The sequence below is a fragment of the Lysinibacter cavernae genome (assembly GCF_011758565.1).
GTDB classification, from domain to species: Bacteria; Actinomycetota; Actinomycetes; order Actinomycetales; family Microbacteriaceae; genus Lysinibacter; species Lysinibacter cavernae.
Window position 1 is genome coordinate 292,053 of the sequence record NZ_JAAMOX010000002.1, and the last position, 20,798, is coordinate 312,850.

Genomic DNA, 20,798 nt, shown 5'->3' on the forward strand with positions numbered 1-20,798 from the left:
GCTTAGACGTCTCTCCGCTTGAGCAGAATGCCTGCGGGGATAATCGCAACTGCGACCCACGCAAGGAGGACCAGAAGGGCCTGCCAGTATTCCATGGCATTTCCGGTTCCCATAAACTCGTTCGCCGGCATCGAGTACAGCACCTGGCCCGCGTTTGCTGGCAGGTAGTCGGCCAGGCCTTCTGCCCAGCCGAACTGGCTCAGGATCGAAACAAGAATCGGCAGAATCATGAGGATCGCAACGCTGATTGCAATGCCACCAGCGGCGCTACGGACAATCGCACCGATGCCGTATGCCATGAGGCCAACAAGCGCAAGGACAAGGCCTCCGCTCAAGAGCGCAACAAGCACGCCCTCGTCACCGATGCTCGCGCCGATACCAACGGAGTCACGGATACCAGCGGTAAAGAGGAATCCACCAAACGTCGTCACCCAGCCGATAACAAGCAGGATGACAAACAGGATGGCACCCTTTGCGATGAATGCCGGCGTGCGCTTCGGCACTGCGGTAAAGGTCGAGCGAATCATTCCGGTGGAGTATTCACCCGAGATCATGAGCACGCCAAGCACGGCGGCCACAAGCGAGGTGAGTGTGAGCGGGAACGTAGCCACCTGCACAGCAAGCGCTGTTCCCAACTCTGGGGGAACATCCCCGATGCTGCCAATAGTCATGGTGAACGCCATGAGCACTGAGAGTCCGAGCGCAACGACCACGATTGTGCCGAGCGACCACCAGGTGGAGCGCAGCGACGAGATCTTGATCCATTCGGACTTCATGGTGCCGCCAAAGCTGACGTTGTGTTTTGGGGCCGGAGCAAACTGTTGTGCCTGCGGCTGAGGAACGTGATGTACCGTTGCGGTGCTCATCGGTTTACTCCCTGCTGGTTCTGGTCAAACGACTGGTTTTGGTCAAACGGCGGTGCTGGAACAGCCGGCGCCTGGTTGAAGTTCTGGGCCCCACCGTGCAATACGGCCCTCGGGTCAAACCCTGCCGCCGCATCGGTTTGGTATTCAACGTCTTCACGGGTGAGGTTGAGGTAGGCGTCTTCGAGCGAGCCGGTCATGGTCCGCAGTTCAAACAGCACGACCCCGACGGAGGCTGCAAGCTCGCCAACGCGTTCGATGGGAAGACCGGTCACGTCGAGCAGCTGAGGCTCGGAGTTGCTCACGGTAACCCCTGCTCCGGCCAGCACGGCCTGCAGCTGAGGAATGTGCGGGGTACGAACCCGAACGGTTGTGGCGGTCGCAGAGCCGACCAGCTGATCAACGGGCGCGTCGGCAATGATGCGGCCGCGGCCGAGGACGATGATGTGATCGGCGGTCTGGGCCATCTCGCTCATAAGGTGGCTCGACAGCAACACGGTCTTTCCCTGGGCGGCCAGCCCACGAACCAGCTGGCGCACCCAGAGCACGCCATCCGGGTCAAGGCCGTTCACGGGCTCGTCAAGGATGAGAGTTTGTGGGTCACCAAGCAGGGCGGCCGCGATGCCGAGGCGCTGGCCCATTCCCAGCGAGAATCCGCCAACACGCTTGCCAGCAACCGAGCTCAGGCCGGTCATCTCAATGACCTGGTCAACCCGGCTGTTTGGGATGCGGTGGGTCGCTGCGAGTGCGCGAAGGTGGCTGCGTGCGCTGCGACCCGTGTGCACAGCCTTTGCATCAAGCAGGGCACCAACTTCGTGCAGTGGCGCCGCGTGCTGGGCGTAGGGGCGGCCGTTCACAATCACGCTTCCGTGAGTTGGTCGATCAAGCCCGACGATCATGCGCATCGTGGTCGATTTTCCGGCGCCGTTTGGGCCGAGGAAGCCGGTGACTTGACCTGGGCGCACGGTAAACGTCACCCCGTCGACGGCTGTCTTTGAGCCGTATCGCTTCGTGAGGTTTTGTGCCTCGATCATGTGGTTCTCCGTTTCATGTGGGCAGGTACATTGATTACATTACGGACGGGGGGATAACCTTCGCGTCCACCGCAGGGCTGATTAAACGATATGCCCTCGTGGCACCGAGGTACCATTCGGCGGTCGGGTCTTAACTGTTGGCGAAGCGGTCGGTGGCCTCGATGAGGGCCGAAAGGATGCCCGGTTCGGTCACGGCGTGCCCGGCATCCGGCACCATCGTGAACTCGGCTTCGGGCCAGGCCTTGTGCAGGTCCCAGGCTGTCGTCGGCGGGGTGCACATGTCGTAGCGGCCCTGCACAATGACGCCGGGGATGCCTTTGAGACGCCCGGCGTTAGCGATCAGTTGGTTCGGTTCGAGCCAGCCTCGGTTGATGAAGTAGTGGTTCTCGATGCGGGCGAATGCTACGGCGTGCTCGCGGTCGGCTTCTGACGCCGCGATTGCCTCGGTGTCTGGGTGCAGACGAATCGTCGATTGTTCCCAGACAGTCCAAGCGATGGCGGCGGGAATATGCACTTCTGGGTCTGGGTCAGAAAGCAGCCGATTGTACGCACCAACAAAGTCACCACGCTCAGATTCGGGAACGGGGGCGACATACTTTTCCCAAAAATCGGGGAAGACCGCCGAGGCACCCTGCTGGTAGAACCAGTTGATCTCGCTGTCGCGAAGGGTGAAAATGCCCCGCACAATAAGTTCGCTCACTCGCTCCGGGTACTGTTCGGCGTATGCAAGGGCGAGGGTGCTGCCCCATGAGCCACCAAAGACCTGCCAGCGATCTGCGTCGACCCTGACCCGAAGCTTTTCCATGTCGGCGATGAGGTGCTGGGTGGTGTTCGTGGAGAGATCCGCATCCGGAGCACTGGCGTGCGGGGTGCTTTTGCCACAACCGCGCTGGTCAAACAGGATAATGCGGTACTTCTCGGGGTCAAATAAGCGGCGATGCAGCGGGGATGTTCCGCCTCCGGGGCCGCCGTGCAAGAATACGACGGGTTTTCCGTCGGAGTTGCCCGACTCTTCCCAGTAGATACGGTTGCCGTCGCCGGTATCGAGCATGCCGGTTTCGTTAGGTTCAATCTCGGGGTACAGGTCAGCCATTCCTCAACCGTACTCCGCTTCGTCTGGTGGCGCTCAAGAGATCACGCCGCGCACCCCTCAAACCATTCGAGATGACCCAAATGTGCCTATTCTTTGACAAATAGGCACATTTGGGTCAGGTGGATTCGCCGCGGGGATCGCGGTGGGGCGGGGTTGGGCCGCTAACGCTTCTTTGCCTTTAGCGTTTTCTCGTGGACGGGCTCGTTGCCATCGCGGCGCAACTGCTCGTAGTACGCGCGCGCCTCGTCTTGGCGGGCCTTCTCTGCCCCCGTTGCGATGGGGGCGCGCACGTGCGCCGGCGTGTAGCCAAAGGTCTCAACCAGGTCGAGTGAGTACGGCCGGATACGCGCAACCAGGCGGTCAACATACGCGGTAACGGCTTCTGCTCGCTGTCCTGAAAGGCGGCCGTTGATGAGATACCAGGCAGCGTGCTTCTCGATGAGGCTGAGCCCGAACAGATCCCGCAACCAGGTCAGGATCTGCTTGTTACCGCTGTCGGAGGTGGACTCGACGGCCTCGGTGAAGGCCTCCCACTGCAACAGTTCACCGTGCGCCCGAGCTGCCTCGATGAGTTGGTTCTGATTCTCGTTGAAGAGTCGAGCGCCCTCTTCTTTCGAAAGCTTCGAGGCATCCTTGAGGCGGTCGGCGATGGTGGCAATCATGGTGCTGACCCTGCCGGTGAGGAGCTCACGCTGATACTCGGTTTCGCGGACGTGCCCGACCGACCGACCGGTGGAGCCGAGGTCTGAAACGTTCTGGATAAGCTGGCGAAGGCCGGTACCGTGCAGTACGGTGTCTCCCGCCCGGTCGGCCGCGTAACGGGCCATAACGCCAAAGTCTGCACCCTTAAACTTGCGGCTGTAATCGCCGAGGAGACGCTTGGCCACAAGCTGGAGCAGCACGTTGTTATCGCCCTCGAAGGTGACATAGATGTCAAGATCGGCGCGAAGACCGGTGAGTCGGTTTTCGGCAAGGAAGCCGGAACCACCACACGCCTCGCGGCACTCTTGCAGGGTGTCCAGCGCGGCCCACGTTGACAAGGATTTGAGCGCAGCGGCCAGCGTCTCAAGATCTTCACGGTTCTGATCTGAGTCGTCTCGCCCGCTGAAGACCTCGTCGAATTTGACGAGCAGCTGTTCGTGCGCAAACGTAACCGCAAAGGTTTCGGCGAGTTTCGGGATGAGGCGCCGCTGGTGACGCTGGTAGTCGAGGATGACCTGCTCTTGTTTGCCGTCTCCAGCGACAAACTGCCGACGCTCAGAACCATAGGTGAGCGCGATTTGCAGCCCAAGCTTCATCGCGGCAGCCGCGGCGCCATCGAGTGAGACGCGACCCTGAACCAGCGTGCCAATCATCGTGAAGAATCGGCGACCTGGGCTGTCGATCGGGCTCGTGTAGCTCCCGTCTTCAGCAACGTCACCGTAGCGGTTGAGCAGGTTTTCGCGAGGGATGCGGACATCGGTGAAGTGCAGCCGGCCGTTATCGATGCCGTTGAGGCCACCCTTGAGGCCGTCATCATCGCCGCCAATACCAGGCAGGAAGTTGCCAGATGCGTCACGGAGGGGGACGTAAAAGGCGTGAACACCGTGGTTTACACCCTTGGTAATCAGCTGTGCAAACAAGACACACGCAATGCCGTGCAGGGCGGCGTTGCCAAGGTAATCTTTCCAGGCACCACGGAACGGGGTATTGATGACAAACTCGCCGGTGGCCTCGTCAAACGTTGCCGTGGTTGCGATGCTCGCAACATCCGACCCGTGTCCGGTTTCAGTCATGGCAAAGGCGCCAGGAATCTCAAGGTTGATGACCTGAGGCAGCCATTTCTTGTGGTGCGGGGCTGTGCCGAGGTGCAGGATTGCAGCCCCAAAGAGGCCCCACTGCACGCCAGACTTGATCTGCAACGATGGGTCGGCGGTCACAAGCTCTTCAAAGGCAGCAATATTGCCACCGTGGTTATCGCCGCCACCAACGGATGTTGGATAGGCGCGCTGGATAGCGCCTTCGTCAACAAGGATCTTGAGCTGGCCGAGCACACGCGTGCGGTGCTCATCCATGCTGAGGCCATTCACCTGATGGAGCTCAGGTTTTGCCGCGGTAACGCGGGCCTCGAGCCGCTCTTTCTTCCACGTTCCGAGAAGCTGGTCAGCAAGTGCCGCAACATTCAGCTGCGGAGCACCCTGGTCTGTGGCGCGTGCTGCGCCGGAAGTTGTTGTCACAGAGGAAGCAGTGTCTACCATCGTTGGTCCTTCGTCACTTCAAGAAATAAGCGTTGAACACCAACGCTAAGTCGGACCTCTGGCAGCGCACAACCTCCCGTTCGGTCCGCACAAATTCGGTCGGCGGGCATCGAACACAACTAGAGACTACCTACAACCCACACGTGAGTGCTTCGCAGAGAATCAACAATTCGCAGCCAAACTGGAATGCCGCAAGACATCGGTTTACCTTGTCGCGGCAACGCTACTCACCATCGAGAGCCAAAAACCACCCTTACGCGAGGAAACAATTGCTACCGTATGACTACCCAGTCTCACCGCAGCCAGCCCAAGCCGAAAGCCGCCACCAATCACCGTGTCCGTCAACAGCACAACCCCACCGCCCCGCACGAGCACGTTTGCGCGACCTGATGGGCCGCTGAGCCGCAAGAACGTCCTCATGGCCGCCGCACTCGTACTCGCGGGCTCGCTCGGAGTCCAGGTTTCATCTGCACTCGCGTCCGGGCTCTTCTCGACGTTCGGGACCCTCGGCACCAGCTCCCTCAGGTTCCTTGTCGCAGCTCTCATCCTGCTGGCCATCTTCCGACCAAAGCTGCGAGGGAGATCACGCAGCAACTGGCTCGGGATAGCAATCTACGGCGCCTCAATGGCAGCCATGAATATGTGCTTGTACGCCGCGATCGAACGGCTACCGCTCGGTGTCGCGGTAACGCTCGAATTCTTGGGGCCAATCACCGTGGCGCTCCTCGCCTCCCGCCGGATAACCGAGGCGCTCTGCGCCGTCGGGGCGCTCGCCGGTGTTGTGCTCATCGCGGGCCCTGGCGGCCACTTCGACCTCATCGGATACGCCTTCGGGCTCGGGGCTGCGCTCTTCTTTGGCCTCTACACCGTCTTTTCAGCGCGCGTTGGGAAGACAAACGACAGTATGAGCGGCCTCGCGTTGTCCGTTGCGTTTGCCGCTGTGCTCTCGCTCCCATTTGGCATTCCGGTGCTCCATCTGGTTGATCTCAACAGCGCTGGCATTTTGCTCGTCTCAGCTACCATTGGCGTTGTCCTCACCTTTACGGCTGACACTCTCGCCGCAAGGGTATCCTCGTCGAGGGTAGTTGGCACGCTCTTCAGCATCGACCCTGTTGTTGGAGCCGTCGCCGGCGCCGTTATCCTTGGCCAATCGCTGACCCTCACCGCGGTCCTCGGCATTGTTGCCGTCGTTGGTTCGGGTGCCGCACTCGTCTGGGCTTCGGGGAGCAACCCCCCGCACGTGCCGGAACGCTAGGTTATTCAGTTGGCGGCAGCGGCGAACGCTTTGCCTTCACAATCACCAGCAGCACCGTTCCGCCAACAGCGGCAACGGCAACGGCAATCCAAAGCACGGTTACCCAAACGCTTTCGCCCTGGACGGGCGCATCAGTCGCTTCGTGGATCTCCTGATTATCAACGCTCGACCCAGACACTCCGCACACTGGTTGCGTCTTGAGCCCGTTGGCGATCGGCTCGCCCTCAGCCGGGTCCCAGGTGAAGTTGAACGTTCCTTCGGTTGCGTGACCATCGATTGAGGTGAAGAGATAGGTCACGGTGTATTTGCCTGAGGCACCAAGCTCGGCGGTTCCGGTAACCGAGTTGCCATCAACAACGGCGCAGCCATCGTTATAAAACAGCCCGTCCGGGCCCTCGACGATCATGGCTGAGGCCTCAAGATCGATGAGTGCATCGTTCGTGGTCACGCTGAGCTCTTTTGGCTGCACTGTTACGATCGAGTCTGCCTCCGGCGACGTGCCAATGACCTGATTATGAGCGAGCCCTGCCGTGGCAGGCCCGATGGTCAGGGCGGTGGCCGCACCTGCGATCAGCAGCAGTCTGGGAAGAACGCCAAAGGTCTTACGAGTACGCATTAGTTGCCTCCATCACTGAGCTTCTGCTCGGTCTGCTGTGGTGCGGACACCGTGGAGGGCCGGCGCCGCAGCTGTCGGTTGAGGGTGAAGACCGAAGCCGCCGCCCCTGCACCCAGTATGAGTGCAACAACGGCCAAGACGCGAGCAAGAATATCTGGCTGTGGTTCGGTTTCGGTTGCGGGAGTGGCGGATGCCTCATGCTCGGTTGCCTCTTTGGCATCCGAGGCGTGTCCGTGGCCACCCTCTGCGCTCGCGGCGGTCACCTCAACGGTTGGTGCCGGAAGCTCAAGGTCATCTTCCGACTGACCATCGGCGGCGATATCGGCCCAGTTGGTCTCGCCGGTTTCGCAGATCTGGCGCACGGGGAAGTCGAGCGTCTGCCCCTCGGCATCTGCTGGCAGAGCGACCTGGACGGTGACCGTGTCGCGGAGCCCATCGGCAACTGGCGACAGCGCCGTGTAGCGAACCGTGTCGACGTGGTCGCCAGTCTTCTCAGTCGTGACGCTCCAGGCTGGGTTGACGTTTGGAACTGCCGAGACGATCGAGTCTGGGACGCTGATTTCGAGGGCGGTGGTTGGTGAGCCCTCGCATCCGTGCGCAAACGAGAAGGCGAGCTGCGCCGTTGAACCGGCAGCCGTCGAAGACGGATCTACGTGTACGTGCGCCTGCGCCGCTGGGGCAACCAGCACGGCAAGGGCAACGCCCGCGGTCACAGCTGTCGGAAGAACAAAGCGTTTCATAGGGTCTTTCTGTCGAGAGTGCAACCGGTCAACGGGGGCTGCCCGTTTCCAGCAAGAGATGCAAAGCACATCAAGTCTAGATTGCGTCGCTGAGAGGGATCCGCGAGTGAACAGGCCGCCAGAAATACCGAGCGACTACCATGGTTCTACGGGGACATTTTCGGACTGAGGACACAACACATGACGGACAGTTACAACGCACAGGGCGACGCGAGCCAGGGGCCGCCCCCTCCGCCAGCGGAATCTGCGCTGCCCGCTGCTCCAACGTTCGGGACGCAGCCCCAATACCAGCCCCAATATCAGCCACAGCTCTACGGCGAAACGACACAGCAGGTCGTCCCGTACGGCCAGCCGCAACCATACGGCACACCATCGTACGGCCAGCCTGAATACGGTCAACCAGGATATGGTCAGCAACCCTACGCGCAGGCCGCATACGGTCAAGCCGGGTACAGCCAACAGGCATATTACGGCGGGGCATACGCAACCTACACGCCTCAGCCAAAGGGCCTGAGCATAACCGCTATGGTGCTCGGAATCGTCTCGTTCCTGTTTTTCTGGGTTTCGTTCTTCTTTATCTGGGCCGGCTTTGTTGTCCCAACGGCGGCCGTGGTGCTTGGCATTCTTGGCATTCGAAAGGAACCGTCTGGCAAAGGCATGTCGATTACCGGGCTCGTGCTTGGCGGCCTTTCGCTGCTCGGCTGGATCGCCACCGTTGCGATCATGCTCTCGATCTTTGCCATCGCCGTTGGCGCTGGGGCTGGCGCAGCAAGCTACTAGCCCCATCCAGCATCCCGCATAATCGGTGCGTGTAGCGGCTGACCACCTTTGGAAGGTGGTCAGCCGCTTCGTTTTATCCGGCGACGACCACGCTGCCGGTTCGCGCGGATTCTTGGGCGGCCAACACAATGTTCAGCGTACGGATACCAACGTTCGCGTCTGGCTGCGGCTGAATGCCCGTCCGTACGCCGTCAAGGAATGCATCAAGCATGATCCGATCGGTGTCAGACCCGTACGGGATGAACACCGAGTTCTGCTCGGTCTCGGAGAACCCGCCAACATGCTGCGCAAAGGGATTGATCGAGGCAATCCCATCAGCGCCGACCACCTGCAGTGTCAGCCCACCCCAGGTGGGGGCATGGTCAGGCTGGCTCCAAGAACAGTCGATCGTTGCGATAAATCCGTTGGTATACGTAATCGTCACGAGTCCGCCCGTCTCTGCCTGCACCTGTGGCTTCTCTGCGTGCAACAACTGGTTGCTGACCGCGTGAACGGAGGCGGCCTCGAGCCCGGTCAGGGCATCAAGCAGGTCAGCAACGTGCACAATGTGATCAACCATCGCGCCGCCACCTGACAGCTCTGGATCGGTAAACCACGAGCGATCACCGACGGGAATCTTTCCGTTATTTGTTCCCGTCGCGGCAATCAGCTCGCCAAGCTCATCGTTGTTGACAATCGCTTGGAGGCGCTCAAACGCAGGCGAGAACCGCACGGGGTACGCCGTCATCAAAATGACTCCCGCTTGTTCACACGCCTCACGCATCGCGATGGCATCGACCGCCGTTGTGGCCAGTGGCTTCTCACAGAGGATGTGCGCACCAGCCGCAGCGGCGCGCTCTACGAGGGCGCGGTGCTTGGTGTTTTCGCTCGTCACGATCACGGCATCCGGAGCCCATGCCAGCAGCTCGTCGTACGTGTCTACGTACGTCACGCCAAGACTTTCGGCGAAGGCGCGCCCACGCAGCTCACCGTCAGGCGCGGTTGCCCCGTCTGGGTCGGTCGTGATGAGCTCGACGCCAGGCCAATCGCGCAAGAGCTGCGCGTACGAACCCGCATGGACATGCGCAAAGGACAGAAGCCCAAGTCGGATGGTTGATGGCTGGTTCACTTGCTGACCTCCGCTGGCGCGTTGACGATGCTGGATGTTCGGACCGAGACGGTCGCGCCAGTCCGGATTGATTCGTTGGCGGCCTCTGCGATTTCTACCGCGCGTGCACCGTCACCGAGCGTCACTCGGGGTGTTGCTCCCCCGGCAAATGCCTGGGTAAACTCGCGGATCTCCGTGAGATACGGGCTCTCAACGAGCGAGGTATCCGGGCGCATGCTCCCACCCTTCTCAACCGAGCCCATGTTGAGCGATACGGACGCGTCGGCTGCGGCGTCGTGTGTAAGCACGCCTTTTGTACCCGCAATTGAGAAGTTCGTTGTGAACTGCGTTCCCGGCGCCCCCCAGACACCGCTGACGTAGCTGAGAGCACCACCCTCATGCGTCAGAATGACCTGGGCGCTCGACCGGTTTCCCCCGCTCGAGACCGAACGAACGGCATACACATCGGTGACCTCTCCCGAGATCCACCTGGCAATATCGAGGTCGTGGATCATCTGGTCCATCACGATGCCCCCAGAGAGGGATTCGTCACCAAACCACGCTGACCAGCTCGGGTACTCACCGATTCTGGTGTAGCGGGAGATAGCGACCTCGCCGATGACTCCGTCACGCACTGCGGCCTTTGCTGCGGCGTATTCGGGGAAGAACCGCACAACGTGGGCAGGATATACCTGGCGACCAAGCCGCTCGGCGAGCTCCCCAATGGCATCCGAATCTTCGCGATTCAGCGCTACCGGCTTCTCACAGATGACGTCTTTACCCGCATGAAGCGCGGCCTCTGCGTATTCGCGATGAAACGGAGTTGGGGCGCAAATGTCGACGATGTCGCACTGGGCAAACAGTTCGTCGAGCGAGTCGACTGCCGTGATCGAGTACTGCTCGGCGAGGGTCTCTGCCCCCGCAAGGGAGAACACACTCACGCGTGCTCCGAGAGCTTGCCACGCTGGCATATGCGCATGGGTAATCCCACCCGCGCCGATGAGGCCGACTCTGAGTAATTCTTGTGACACGTTTGTCCTAACTTGGTGTGGTGTTTGTAGCGCTGGCATCGACGTTATTTGGTGCCGCTAAAGGCAAGTCCATCAATCACTCGACGCTGCAACGCAATAAAGAGGATGAGCACAGGTGCCATCGCCATGATGCTGGCAGCCATCATGACCGTGTAGTCGGTCGAGACGCTTCCCTGCATGGTGGCAAGTCCTGCGGACAGCGGCATGCTTTCGGCATACGTCGTGACCACAAGCGGCCACAACAGGTCGTTCCATGACCAAAGTGTTGTGATGATGACCAGCGCGCTAATGCCCGGTGCCGCGAGCGGCAGCATCACCTTCCAGAAAATCTGGAACGGGTTTGCCCCGTCGAGTCTGGCCGCCTCTTCGAGCTCGGTGGGCAGCCCCATAAAGAACTGACGCATGAGAAACACACCGAATGCGCTGAAGATGCCGGGGAGCACGATGCCCCACACGGTGTTCAGCAGGCCAAGGTTCTGGATGATCTGGAACTGCGGGATCAGGTACACCTGGCTTGGGACCATGAGGATCGACAGGATGATGCCAAGCGTGACGCCCTTGAACGAGAATCGCATCCTGGCAAACGCGTAGCCAGCCATACAGCAGAGCACCACCTGCCCGAGCACCCGGAGCACCGTGATCGTGATCGAGACACCAAGCTGACTCAGGAACGGAACCTTCGTGAAGACGGCAGCGAAGTTCTGCCATTGCAGCTCTCCTGGCCAGAAGGTCGGTGGCACGCTCATGACCTGGGCGTTGGTCGACAGCGACATGATGAGCTGCCAGAGGAAGGGGAACACCATGATGAAGCCGACAACGGCAAGCACGATGTGCGCCCTGCTGTTATTGGTGCCGCGCTGGGCGGGCGAGAATCCCGTATTTGTCTTGCGCTTCTGGGCAAGCTGACTGCTAGACATAATTGACCCACCTTTTTTGCATGCGGAACTGGAACCAGGTCACGATGCCGATGACCAGCAGGATGAGCATGGCAATCGCTGCCGCATACCCTCTGTTGTTGTGGATGAAGGCTTGGTTGTAGAAGATGTAAACGAGCGACTGGCTCTGCTGCATTGCCGGGTTTCGTGAGCCCATAATGGCGTAGAGCAGGTCAAAGAGCTGGAAACCGTTGATGACCGAAATGATGGTCACGAAAAAGATGCTTGGCGTGAGCAGCGGAACGGTAATTGAGGTGAACTGCTTCCAACGACTCGCGCCGTCGAGCTGAGCAGCCTCGTAGAAGTCGGGCGGGATGTTCTTCAGCCCGGCACTCAGGATGATCATGCTGAACCCGAGGGACGACCACATACCGACAATGCCAACTGCGACAATCGCAAAGCCAGGGGTTGAGGTCCAGTAGGGTCCGTCAATGCCAAAAATCGACAAGAACCAGTTCAGGATTCCAAAGTCACCGTTGTAAATCATGCGCCATACAAGCGCGACTGCCGTTGGCATCGCGATATAGGGCATAAAGAACAGGACGCGATAGAACGTTGCAAAGCGAAGGCCTGGGCGGTTCACCATGCTCGCGAGGAGGATAGCGACGGGAATACCGAGCAACACGATGACCGTGTAGACAACCGTGTTGACCAGGGCGAGGCCAACATTTTTGTCGCCGAGCATCTTTGCGTAGTTTTCGGTGCCAACCCACGTTTCGCCGCCAAACGGCCCCGTTTCGGTAAAGCTCAAGTAGCCGGTCTGAAAGAGCGGCCAAATGTAGAAGACAAGAACGCCGAGCAGGGTGGGCAGGACAAACAGCCATGGCCACCAGCCGTCAGTTGGGGAGCCGGCGCGTTGCCGCGCCGGGCGCTGGGCGGCGGCGATTCCGCCCAGCGTTGTCCCGGCGGGAAGGGTCATTCTTTGGCCAGCGCTTCGTTCATCTTGGTTGCCAGCTCGTTGGCAACATCCTTGACCGGCTTGTCCCCTGAGAATGCCGCAGGGAGCAGGTCTGTCTCAAGCTGGGTCCATGCTGCGGTGTTCTTCGAGATTGGGTACGGGTAGGCGTAGTCCTGGGCGTCAAGCAGTACCTGGATGTCGAAGTGCGGAACCGAGTCAACAAACGCGGTCTGCGTGCCGTTGAAGGCCGGGTTCGCGGCGCCCATCTCTGCCTGCGTGGTCTGCGCTTCCTTGGAAGCGAGGTAGGTCACAAAGGCTTCGGATGCGGCCTTGTTCTTGCTCTTCGACGAAATCACGTTGGCGAGGCCGTGGATCACCGTCGCCTGGCGCTCACCCTTTGGCAGGGGCGCCACGTTGAGGTCCATGGTGTTTTCGGCTTCGGAGAGCTCAGAGACGATCCAGGTTCCCGAGTAGAAGAAGCCAGACTTTCCGCTTGTGAACCACACGTTGGCGGTTGTGTCAGACAGCTGCTGGAGCGTTGGCATCGATCCGTCGGCGATGAGGTCGGTCCAGAACTGGATACCCTCGATCGCCTCCGGGCTGTCGTAGCCGCTCTTTTTGCCGTCCTCGGAGATAATCTCGCCGCCAGCCTGCAGGATGCTGTTGTAGTAGCCTTCCTGTCCACCGGTCAGGCTTGTGGTCATGCCGTACACGCCCTGGTCTCCGAGGGTGTCGCTAATCTTCTTCGATGCGGCATGGATCTCGTCCCACGTCCACGCGTCGGTCGGGATCTCAACTCCGGCCTGCTCAAGAATGCTCTTGTTGTACCAGAGGCCGAGCGTGTCGAAGTCCTTCGGAACGCCGTACTGCGTGCCGTCGTAAGAATAGAGGGTATCGAGGGCCTCAGGATAGTTTGCGGGGTCGATCTTCTTGTCATCGATGAGACCGGTAAGCGGCTCGAGCTGGTCGTTCGCCGCGTATAGCTGGAAGTTGGGACCGTTCATCCAGAAGACGTCCGGAAGGGTATCGCTCGACGCCTGCGTCTGCAGCTTGGTCCAGAACTGTGACCACGGGGTGACATCAAGCTTGACCTCGATGTTGGGGTATTCCTTATTAAAGTCGGCGATGTTCTGCTTCAGGGCCGGCACCTGGTTCTCATCCCAGACCGCGTAGCTGATCGTAGCCTTGCTGTCGGTGGAGACGGCTTCGTCTCCACCGTTTGCCGAGCACGCTGAAAGCGCGAGCGCGGCAACGAGCCCAAGCGGGGCTAGCCGTGCAATATTCTTCTTCTTCATTACTGGTTACTCCTGACGTTTTCAGACAGGCGGGTGCCTATCAGGGTGAGGGGTTGCGCAACTGTGTGATGGTTCTGCTGGTTACTTCGGTGAAGCGGATGCAACGACGCGTTCTGCAGGTCGCGTTGTCACACCTGGTTTGCGGCAAAATAGGCCGCAAGTTGGGGGTCCACTTCGCGGATGCGCTGTGGAGTCGAACCGTTTCGCAACGACTCGGTGGCCGCAACGGCCGTGGCAACAGCGTTGCGGGCGCCAATTGGCGACGTTTCGGTGGTGTGACCGTTTCGCACGAACTGAACGAACTCGGCGACCGTGAGCATGTCGGCATCGCCGTGGCCATCGGCATCGCCAACGATGGGATATTCGCGGTCTCCGCCCGGGTTGTAGCCACTCCTGCTGTTCCAGACGCGCACAACGCCACCGTCTCCGTCGCCGAAGTTTTCGAGTCGACCTTCGGTGCCAATGACCGTGTAGTTGCGCCAGTAGTCTGGAGTGAAATGGCACTGCTCGTAACTTGCCAAGACTCCGGATTGGAGCTTCATGAGCACCATCGACTGATCCTCAACATCAACAACGGGGTTGAGGCCGGTTTGGCTCAGTGGGGGCCAGTTATCAAGCGAGAACCAATCGGTCATGAGTTCGCCTGGCCGTTCGCGCCGGTCGGTGATCGCTCCGTAGACACTCAGGTCACCCATCGCAACAACATCGCTCGTGTAGGAGTTGGCGAGCCAGTGGATGATGTCAAGATCGTGGGCGCCCTTTTGCAGCAGCAGCCCGTTGGAGCGGCTGCGATCGGCGTGCCAGTCTTTGAAGTAGTAATCTCCGCCGTTGCCAACAAAGTGACGGCACCAGACGGCTTTGACTTCGCCAATGTCTCCGCGCTCAATAATCTCGCGCATGAGGCGAACAACCGCCATGTGCCGCATGTTGTGACCGATGTAGAGTTTGCTGCCGGATTCCTTTGCGATGCGAAGCAGATCGTCGGCGTCATCGATGCTGATGGCGATGGGCTTATCAAGATAAACCGCGATTCCCGCACGCAGGAGATGCGCCGCTATCTCGTAATGGGTGTCATCTGGGGTCACCACGATGGCTGCGTCAACATCGTTGGAGGAGAGCTCTTGGTAGTCGGTATGAAACGTAATGCCAGACCCAAGGTGCTCGGCAACTCGCTTTTCGGCTGTTGGGTTGGAGTCGGCGACGGCAACAACTCGCGAGCCTTCACCTGGTTGGTGGGCCCATTTGCTGATGGCGCTGCGCATCCCAAAGCCAACTACGGCGATGCGGAGGTCGTCTGATGCCGCGTCGCGAGCACCGCCGGCCGGCGCGGATTCGGCGGCTACGTCCTCTGGCTGGGAGACATTTCCCTGTGACACGTAGCGATCAAGACTGGCGCCAAACGAGACGGTGTCGTCTTCGGAGCAGACTCCCTCGATAGAGAGCTTCGGCACGGCAAGATCACGCGAACCATAAAACTGTTCAGAAACGGCCTCAAGCGCGCGAACGATGCCACCAACCGCAACTCCGTTTGCGCCGATGCTCGAGCCAACGAGCGGCGGGGCATTGCGGCGTTTGACGAGGCGAAGGAATTCGTCGTTGAGCATGGCAAGGAACGTCTCACCAGCGCGAGAGACACCGCCGCCGATCACGATGAGATCTGGGTCGATAGTGAGCCCAACGAGCGCGATTCCCTGGATGATCTGAGCGGCAAACGACGCGATCTGCTCTTTGGCATCCGGATCACCAGAGCGAGCGAGATCAAACACTCGCTCAACGGTGCCATCAGCATAGGCGCCGAGGACGCTGCCCTTGTCGATGGTGTTGTAGCCCCATCCGGTGACCGCAAGGTCGCCGACCTCGCCAGCCGCAAAGTGCCGACCACGATAGAGGGTGCCTCCAAGGATGATCGCCGAGTTGATGCGGTGTCCGACCATGACCACAACCACGTCATCGGCGAACTTTGCGGCACCGGCGTGCACCTCGGCGACGGCCGCCATGTTGACGTCGTTTTCAACGATGATGGGCGCTGAAAGGTTCTCGCCAAACCTGGCAACCAGATCAACGCCGTTCCACTCGGGCAGCAGATTCGATTGGAGCATGCGGCCGCGGTCATCGACGATACCGGTGACAGACACCACAACGGATGCGAGTTCAAAATCGCGAATACCGAGGGGATGAATCGCCTGACGCACGAGGTTTCCAACGAGGGGAATGAGCGACCCGCCTCGGACGCTTGGCGAGGTCTCGTGGGTCAGTGATGCCACAATCGTTCCGGACAGGTCGCTCACGAGGACGGTGATGCTGTGCAGGCCGAGGTCAACGCTCGCAACGTGGGCTGCGGTCGCTACAAAGGCGAACTGACGGGCCGGGCGACCGGTGCGGCTTGCCGCAGAGGGTGCCTCAAATTCGTCACTCACCAGGCCTCGAGCTTTGAGCTCTGTGATGATCGTCTCGATGGTTGGTCGTGAGAGGCCGGTGAGCTGCGTGAGCTCGCTGAGCGTCAGTACGCCGTGGTCACGAAGCGCGGCAATGCACGTCGCAGAGTTGCGTTGACGAAGCGCGTACATCTCTCGCTCGTGGGGTCCGGTGAGGCTCACAGCTATTCCTTCCACAACATTGTGTTCGTTATGAAAGTCATTTTCATAAGTCGAATGATTGAAAGAATAACCCGAGCAAGTATGTCCTGTCAAACGAACATTTATGCCGAAGAATCAAGGGTTTTAGGCATACCAATAGCCAACCAGCGGCTCGACAGCTTATGAAACCCGTTTATTCAACCTGGCCGCGACTCGTCACCTGGCCGCACCATCCGGCCGACCGCGTCACCGTTAACGACAACGGGGCCTCCCCAAGCACTTGCTTGGAAAGGCCCCGTTACGGTAGCAAAAACCCTAGAGGGCATCTCCCGGGTAGAACGGCGTGAAGTCGGCCTGAATCTCGGCACGATCAAGCAGTTCCTGCGTGCGACGCTGGCGGCTGCGCGAGATGAGCGTCAGCACGGTTCCAGTGCGGCCCGCGCGGCCAGTACGGCCAGAACGGTGCATGTAGGTCTTGTACTCGTCCGGCGGATCAGCCTGGACAACCAGGTCGATGTCGTCAACATGGATGCCGCGGGCGGCAACATCCGTCGCCACGAGCACGTTCACACGGCCCTTCGTGAGCTTCTCAAGGTTGCGCGTACGACGGGCCTGGTTGAGGTCACCGTGCAGGCTCACCGCTGGGATGCCGGCGTCTTCAAGCTGGTCGGCCAAACGCTCGGCGTAGGCACGGGTGCGCGAGAAGATGAGCGTCTTTCCGCCATCGCGACGGTCAGCTAGCTGCTCAATAATGAGGTCTTTATCGTTACGGTCAACCAGCAGAACGCGGTGATCGATCGTTCCGGATGCCTGGTCTTCGCCAGCAACCTCACGAACCGATGGCTCTACGAGGAACTCGTCAACGAGCATCGCTACGCCCTTATCGAGTGTGGCCGAGAACAACAGTTTCTGTCCACCCTTTGCCGTGCGGTTGAGGATGCGCTGTACCGGCTCAAGGAACCCGAGGTCGCACATGTGGTCGGCCTCGTCGAGCACCGTGATGGTGACTTCGGAGAGGTCAAGCTTGCGCTGCTCAATCAGGTCTTCGATCCGGCCTGGCGTTCCAACAATGATGTCAACGCCGCGCTGGAGGGCACCAACCTGGCGAGCCTGGGGCACGCCACCGTAAATCTGCGTGGTGAACAGGCCAACCGAGCGAGCAATAGGCTGCACGGTGCGGTCGATCTGCAAAGCGAGCTCACGAGTGGGGGCAAGGATGAGCGCGCGAGGCTTGCGGCCAAGCTGACGGTTCTTGCCGCCATTGTTCTCCATGAGCTTCTCGACCAGCGGAGCACCAAAAGCGATGGTCTTGCCTGAGCCGGTGCGGCCGCGGCCAAGCACATCGCGCCCGGCGATCACGTCGGGAATGGTTGCTGCCTGAATGGGGAACGGGCTTGGAGCGCCGAGGTCCTGCAACGAACGAGCAATGTTGTCGCCAAGACCGAGGTCTTGCCAGCTCACACCTTCGACGTCAGCAGCGAGTGTTGCCTGAGCCTCAAGGCGCTCAAGAACAACGTCCTCTTCTGGCGTGAAGCGGGGCTTCGCGTCAAAACCTGCGGCGCGAGGCGCGCGGTCGTCACGATCAAAACGGGCTGGGCGTCCGACGCGCTCTGGACGAGCGCCACGCTCGGCACGATCATCACGGCTGTAGCTGCCACGCTCTGGGCGAGCAGCACGATCGTCACGGTTGTAGCCGCCGCGCTCAGGACGGGCTCCGCGGTCATCGCGGTTATAGCTGCTGCGCTCTGGGCGAGCACCGCGGTCATCGCGGTTATAGCCGCCGCGGTCGGGACGGGCTGCGCCACGGTCGGGACGACCAGCGCCACGATCATCACGGTTATACCCGCCGCGCTCTGGGCGTCCGGCACCACGGTCGTCGCGGTTACGGTCTGCATAGCTGCTGAAGCTGCGCTCCGAGCCACGGTCGTCGAAGTAACGACGCCCCTGACGCTCTGCGCCAGCACCGGCGGCACGGTCGCCACGGTACTCGTTACGGCTTTCGCCACGAGGCGAGAAGTTACGGTCGTCTCCGCGTGCGGGACGGTCCTGTCCGCGGTTGAACTCGCGACCGGAGCCACCACGCTCCTGGCGTGCGCCGCGGTCGTCACGGTTGTAGCCGCCGCGCTCGGGGCGACCAGCACCACGGTCGTCGCGGTTATAGCCGCCACGCTCGGGGCGACCAGCACCACGGTCGTCACGGTTGTATCCACTGGCGTAAGCGCCGCGCTCGGGGCGAGCACCGCGGTCGTCACGGTTATAGCCGCCACGCTCAGGACGCGCTGCGCCACGATCATCGCGGTTGTAGCCACCACGGGCATCCGCGTCTACCGGGCGAGCACGGTGTCCGCGCTCGTCGCGTGCATCGCGGGGAAAACGGTCGGTGCGCTCACGGCGTGCGTCGCGCTCTTCGGTTCCCCAGCGGGCCTTTTTAGCTCCGGCAGAAACCGGGCCAGACTGGCCGCGGTGACCGGGACGGCTTCCGCCAGATCCCTTAGGAATATAGTTTTTGGCAGCTTTGAAGCCGCCCTTTTTGGTATTTTTGGGCATGATACTTTCCGGGTTGTACTCGTGCATGAATCGCGTGAGTTACAAGCGCAGCAACAAACGCTGCTAAAGAACTCTCTTACCCGGGCTGTTTTGACCGGGACCGTTCACATCAGTGTGTGTATGCGCGGTATTGCGCATACAACCGGCCCACCAGACTTACAAACCCATCCGCACACAGCGCGGTGTCCAGAGCCGACAGAGACAACCATACTTCATGACGGCTGAGAATTCTCCCTGACGTCCGGAATCAAACGCCAGAGAGAGTTTATTCGGCCTGACGTCGGGCGATAAGCCCTGCGACCTGTTCAAGTTCGTAGGCCGCGTCATCCTCAGTCCACTCAGCAACCCACTCGAAGAACTCGTGTGCGTGAGTCAGTACCTGATCGATAAAGCTATCCCTGTGCACATCGACGTGATTATCGCCAACCAAGAACCACGTTGTTTGGTCGCTGTCGTAGAGCGCGGCATCGAGCGGTTGCATTGGAAAGCTAAACTCGCCGCGGCCCTCACCGAGTTCGTCGCCGCTGCTGTCGAGGTATTCCTCGATCATGGTCACCAGATACGACCAGAGTGGCCAGACGCTGTCCCACATCGTGAGATCGATCAGTGGACGTCCGCCGTAGCCAATGAGCAACGCACCCTCGCTCCAGCCTGGCTGCGATTCTCGGCGGGCTTTCCACACCTTGGCGGCCTGCTCAGGTTGCTCAACAACATCAACAAGCACATCATCCGGGTAATCGACAAAATCGTCGAGCCCAGCGATGGGCTTGGTGAAGAGCATGGTGCGCACGCTCAGCTCAAGGGAGTGGACGCTCACGCGTTCACCAGGTCGAGCCACTCACGCAGGAACACAACGCCAGCTTCATCGTGAATCAGGTCACCCGCGGTTCGCACCGGATAGGCGGTCTTGAGGATGCCGTCGGCTGGGCGAACATCCGCGTGCTCAACATCAAACCCGCGGTCGTGCAGCCAGTCGGCCATCGCGTAGTCGGTGCGGGAGTCTCCCATGGTGCGCCACATGAGCGGCAGTTCACCGTCGGCCTCGATGAGCTCTAGGGCGCGCTGGGCTCCAAGGTCTTTTCCGAGCTTCGAGCTTTCGATATCCGACGAAATAATAGTCGTGTCAACGCGGTAATCGATGGCCCCATCAGCGTCAGAGCACACGAGATCGTTCCAGACGACGCCGTGGCCGCGACTCACGAGCTCTTCAAAAAATGCGCGGTCAAATTCCTGCTGCACCGGCACAAAATCTTCAATGGCGACGTGCGTGTGCTGCTCAACCGAAACCATCGCACGCTTGGTGTGGTCGAAGAACACGGTCTCACTGAATCGCTCGTTGATGAGCTCTTCCGACCACTCAAGAAAGTCTTGTGGCACAACGCAGTCAGGGTCAACCGTGAGACCAGTAATGCCTTCGGTTGTCATCCTGAACCAGACGGCGCCTTTCTCGCAAACTCCGTAGAGCGTCACGTCTTGGCTGAGGCCAGCCGCAATCATGGGAGGCAAAACGACGTCGCGGAGGAAGGCATCGGAACGGCCAGTGTTAAACACGATTGGTACGCCAGATTCGGCAAGCTTCACCAGGAGGTCTGCGATCTCTGGGATGTGAATCGTGCGGGTAACCGGGCTTGCGAGGGGTCCGTCAACATCAAGCAACAAGCCAAGGGCGGGGCGGGATGAAATCATTCGGTTATCTCCGATATGCAGTAGTGCTGACATGCTGGCAACCAGAGGGGGTGGAGGAAACCAACAGCGTCGCCAGTGAGCAGACTTCTGATTCTACTCATGAAGGCGTCAAAACCGGTGAATAG

At 60.3% G+C, this 20,798-nt stretch carries 17 protein-coding genes; 2 read left to right on the plus strand and 15 right to left on the minus strand.

The features are described 5' to 3' along the window. Positions 1 to 2 precede the first annotated feature (2 nt). The 4 genes from FHX76_RS10840 to FHX76_RS10855 form a co-directional block, all read right to left on the minus strand. Positions 3 to 866: an ABC-2 transporter permease gene (locus FHX76_RS10840; protein ID WP_167150701.1), complete on the minus strand. Its 864-nt coding sequence runs from the start codon at positions 864 to 866 to the stop codon at positions 3 to 5. Next, positions 863 to 1,897 carry an ABC transporter ATP-binding protein gene (locus tag FHX76_RS10845; protein ID WP_167150702.1) on the minus strand — a complete coding sequence of 345 codons (1,035 nt, stop codon included), beginning with the start codon at positions 1,895 to 1,897 and terminating at the stop codon, positions 863 to 865. Before FHX76_RS10845 ends, FHX76_RS10840 begins: the two co-directional genes overlap by 4 nt. Positions 1,898 to 2,027: 130 nt before the next feature. Next, on the minus strand, positions 2,028 to 2,990 hold the full coding sequence (gene pip / locus FHX76_RS10850) for a prolyl aminopeptidase (protein WP_167150703.1): 963 nt from the start codon (positions 2,988 to 2,990) through the stop codon (positions 2,028 to 2,030). A 161-nt stretch (positions 2,991 to 3,151) separates the two neighbouring features. Then, positions 3,152 to 5,227, minus strand: a complete 2,076-nt coding sequence (locus tag FHX76_RS10855) for an acyl-CoA dehydrogenase family protein (protein ID WP_167150704.1) — start codon at positions 5,225 to 5,227, stop codon at positions 3,152 to 3,154. Positions 5,228 to 5,561: 334 nt separating this feature from the next. Between FHX76_RS10855 and FHX76_RS10860 the strand changes: the two genes are divergently transcribed. After that, positions 5,562 to 6,482 carry an EamA family transporter gene (locus FHX76_RS10860; protein WP_341777931.1) on the plus strand — a complete coding sequence of 307 codons (921 nt, stop codon included), beginning with the start codon at positions 5,562 to 5,564 and terminating at the stop codon, positions 6,480 to 6,482. 1 nt (position 6,483) lies between these two features. Here the strand turns inward: FHX76_RS10860 and FHX76_RS10865 are convergent, their stop codons facing one another. Further along, entirely contained in the window at positions 6,484 to 7,098 is a 615-nt protein-coding gene (locus FHX76_RS10865) for a copper resistance CopC family protein (RefSeq protein WP_167150705.1), read from the minus strand. After that, on the minus strand, positions 7,098 to 7,838 hold the full coding sequence (locus FHX76_RS10870; RefSeq protein WP_167150706.1) for a YcnI family copper-binding membrane protein: 741 nt from the start codon (positions 7,836 to 7,838) through the stop codon (positions 7,098 to 7,100). Before FHX76_RS10870 ends, FHX76_RS10865 begins: the two co-directional genes overlap by 1 nt. Before the next feature lie 180 nt (positions 7,839 to 8,018). On the opposite strand from FHX76_RS10870, the gene FHX76_RS10875 reads away from it, so the two are divergent. After that, positions 8,019 to 8,618, plus strand: a complete 600-nt coding sequence (locus tag FHX76_RS10875; protein WP_167150707.1) for a hypothetical protein — start codon at positions 8,019 to 8,021, stop codon at positions 8,616 to 8,618. Between the two features lie 73 nt (positions 8,619 to 8,691). On the opposite strand, the gene FHX76_RS10880 is transcribed toward FHX76_RS10875, so the two are convergent. From FHX76_RS10880 to FHX76_RS10920, 9 genes are all read right to left on the minus strand, one after another. Beyond that, on the minus strand, positions 8,692 to 9,726 hold the full coding sequence (locus tag FHX76_RS10880) for a Gfo/Idh/MocA family protein (protein ID WP_167150708.1): 1,035 nt from the start codon (positions 9,724 to 9,726) through the stop codon (positions 8,692 to 8,694). Further along, the gene (locus tag FHX76_RS10885) at positions 9,723 to 10,736 is read right to left on the minus strand and encodes a Gfo/Idh/MocA family protein (protein ID WP_341777932.1); all 1,014 of its coding nucleotides are present in this window, start codon (positions 10,734 to 10,736) and stop codon (positions 9,723 to 9,725) included. The genes FHX76_RS10880 and FHX76_RS10885 overlap by 4 nt, the downstream gene beginning before the upstream one ends. A gap of 44 nt (positions 10,737 to 10,780) precedes the next feature. Beyond that, complete coding sequence (locus tag FHX76_RS10890) at positions 10,781 to 11,653, minus strand: carbohydrate ABC transporter permease (RefSeq protein WP_167150710.1); 873 nt, start codon at positions 11,651 to 11,653, stop codon at positions 10,781 to 10,783. Continuing rightward, positions 11,646 to 12,590: a carbohydrate ABC transporter permease gene (locus FHX76_RS10895; protein ID WP_167150711.1), complete on the minus strand. Its 945-nt coding sequence runs from the start codon at positions 12,588 to 12,590 to the stop codon at positions 11,646 to 11,648. Before FHX76_RS10895 ends, FHX76_RS10890 begins: the two co-directional genes overlap by 8 nt. Beyond that, entirely contained in the window at positions 12,587 to 13,864 is a 1,278-nt protein-coding gene (locus tag FHX76_RS10900; RefSeq protein ID WP_167150712.1) for an ABC transporter substrate-binding protein, read from the minus strand. Before FHX76_RS10900 ends, FHX76_RS10895 begins: the two co-directional genes overlap by 4 nt. A 128-nt stretch (positions 13,865 to 13,992) precedes the next feature. Then, a complete protein-coding gene (locus FHX76_RS16760) occupies positions 13,993 to 16,461 on the minus strand; it encodes an ROK family protein (protein WP_167150713.1) in 2,469 nt (822 codons plus the stop codon). Positions 16,462 to 16,755: 294 nt separating this feature from the next. Then, a complete protein-coding gene (locus FHX76_RS10910; RefSeq protein ID WP_167150714.1) occupies positions 16,756 to 18,987 on the minus strand; it encodes a DEAD/DEAH box helicase in 2,232 nt (743 codons plus the stop codon). Between the two features lie 265 nt (positions 18,988 to 19,252). After that, on the minus strand, positions 19,253 to 19,804 hold the full coding sequence (locus FHX76_RS10915) for a hypothetical protein (RefSeq protein WP_167150715.1): 552 nt from the start codon (positions 19,802 to 19,804) through the stop codon (positions 19,253 to 19,255). Continuing rightward, a complete protein-coding gene (locus FHX76_RS10920) occupies positions 19,801 to 20,673 on the minus strand; it encodes a Cof-type HAD-IIB family hydrolase (protein WP_243848777.1) in 873 nt (290 codons plus the stop codon). The genes FHX76_RS10915 and FHX76_RS10920 overlap by 4 nt, the downstream gene beginning before the upstream one ends. Positions 20,674 to 20,798 lie beyond the last annotated feature (125 nt).

Excerpts from the sequence above, each read along its gene's own strand:
- FHX76_RS10840 (WP_167150701.1), bottom strand. The coding sequence starts at position 866 with ATGAGCACCGCAACGGTACATCACGTTCCTCAGCCGCAGGCACAACAG.
- FHX76_RS10845 (WP_167150702.1), bottom strand. The coding sequence starts at position 1,897 with ATGATCGAGGCACAAAACCTCACGAAGCGATACGGCTCAAAGACAGCC.
- pip (WP_167150703.1), bottom strand. The coding sequence starts at position 2,990 with ATGGCTGACCTGTACCCCGAGATTGAACCTAACGAAACCGGCATGCTC.
- FHX76_RS10855 (WP_167150704.1), bottom strand. The coding sequence starts at position 5,227 with ATGGTAGACACTGCTTCCTCTGTGACAACAACTTCCGGCGCAGCACGC.
- FHX76_RS10865 (WP_167150705.1), bottom strand. The coding sequence starts at position 7,098 with ATGCGTACTCGTAAGACCTTTGGCGTTCTTCCCAGACTGCTGCTGATC.
- FHX76_RS10870 (WP_167150706.1), bottom strand. The coding sequence starts at position 7,838 with ATGAAACGCTTTGTTCTTCCGACAGCTGTGACCGCGGGCGTTGCCCTT.
- FHX76_RS10875 (WP_167150707.1), top strand. The coding sequence starts at position 8,019 with ATGACGGACAGTTACAACGCACAGGGCGACGCGAGCCAGGGGCCGCCC.
- FHX76_RS10890 (WP_167150710.1), bottom strand. The coding sequence starts at position 11,653 with ATGTCTAGCAGTCAGCTTGCCCAGAAGCGCAAGACAAATACGGGATTC.
- FHX76_RS10895 (WP_167150711.1), bottom strand. The coding sequence starts at position 12,590 with ATGACCCTTCCCGCCGGGACAACGCTGGGCGGAATCGCCGCCGCCCAG.
- FHX76_RS10900 (WP_167150712.1), bottom strand. The coding sequence starts at position 13,864 with ATGAAGAAGAAGAATATTGCACGGCTAGCCCCGCTTGGGCTCGTTGCC.
- FHX76_RS10910 (WP_167150714.1), bottom strand. The coding sequence starts at position 18,987 with ATGCCCAAAAATACCAAAAAGGGCGGCTTCAAAGCTGCCAAAAACTAT.
- FHX76_RS10920 (WP_243848777.1), bottom strand. The coding sequence starts at position 20,673 with ATGATTTCATCCCGCCCCGCCCTTGGCTTGTTGCTTGATGTTGACGGA.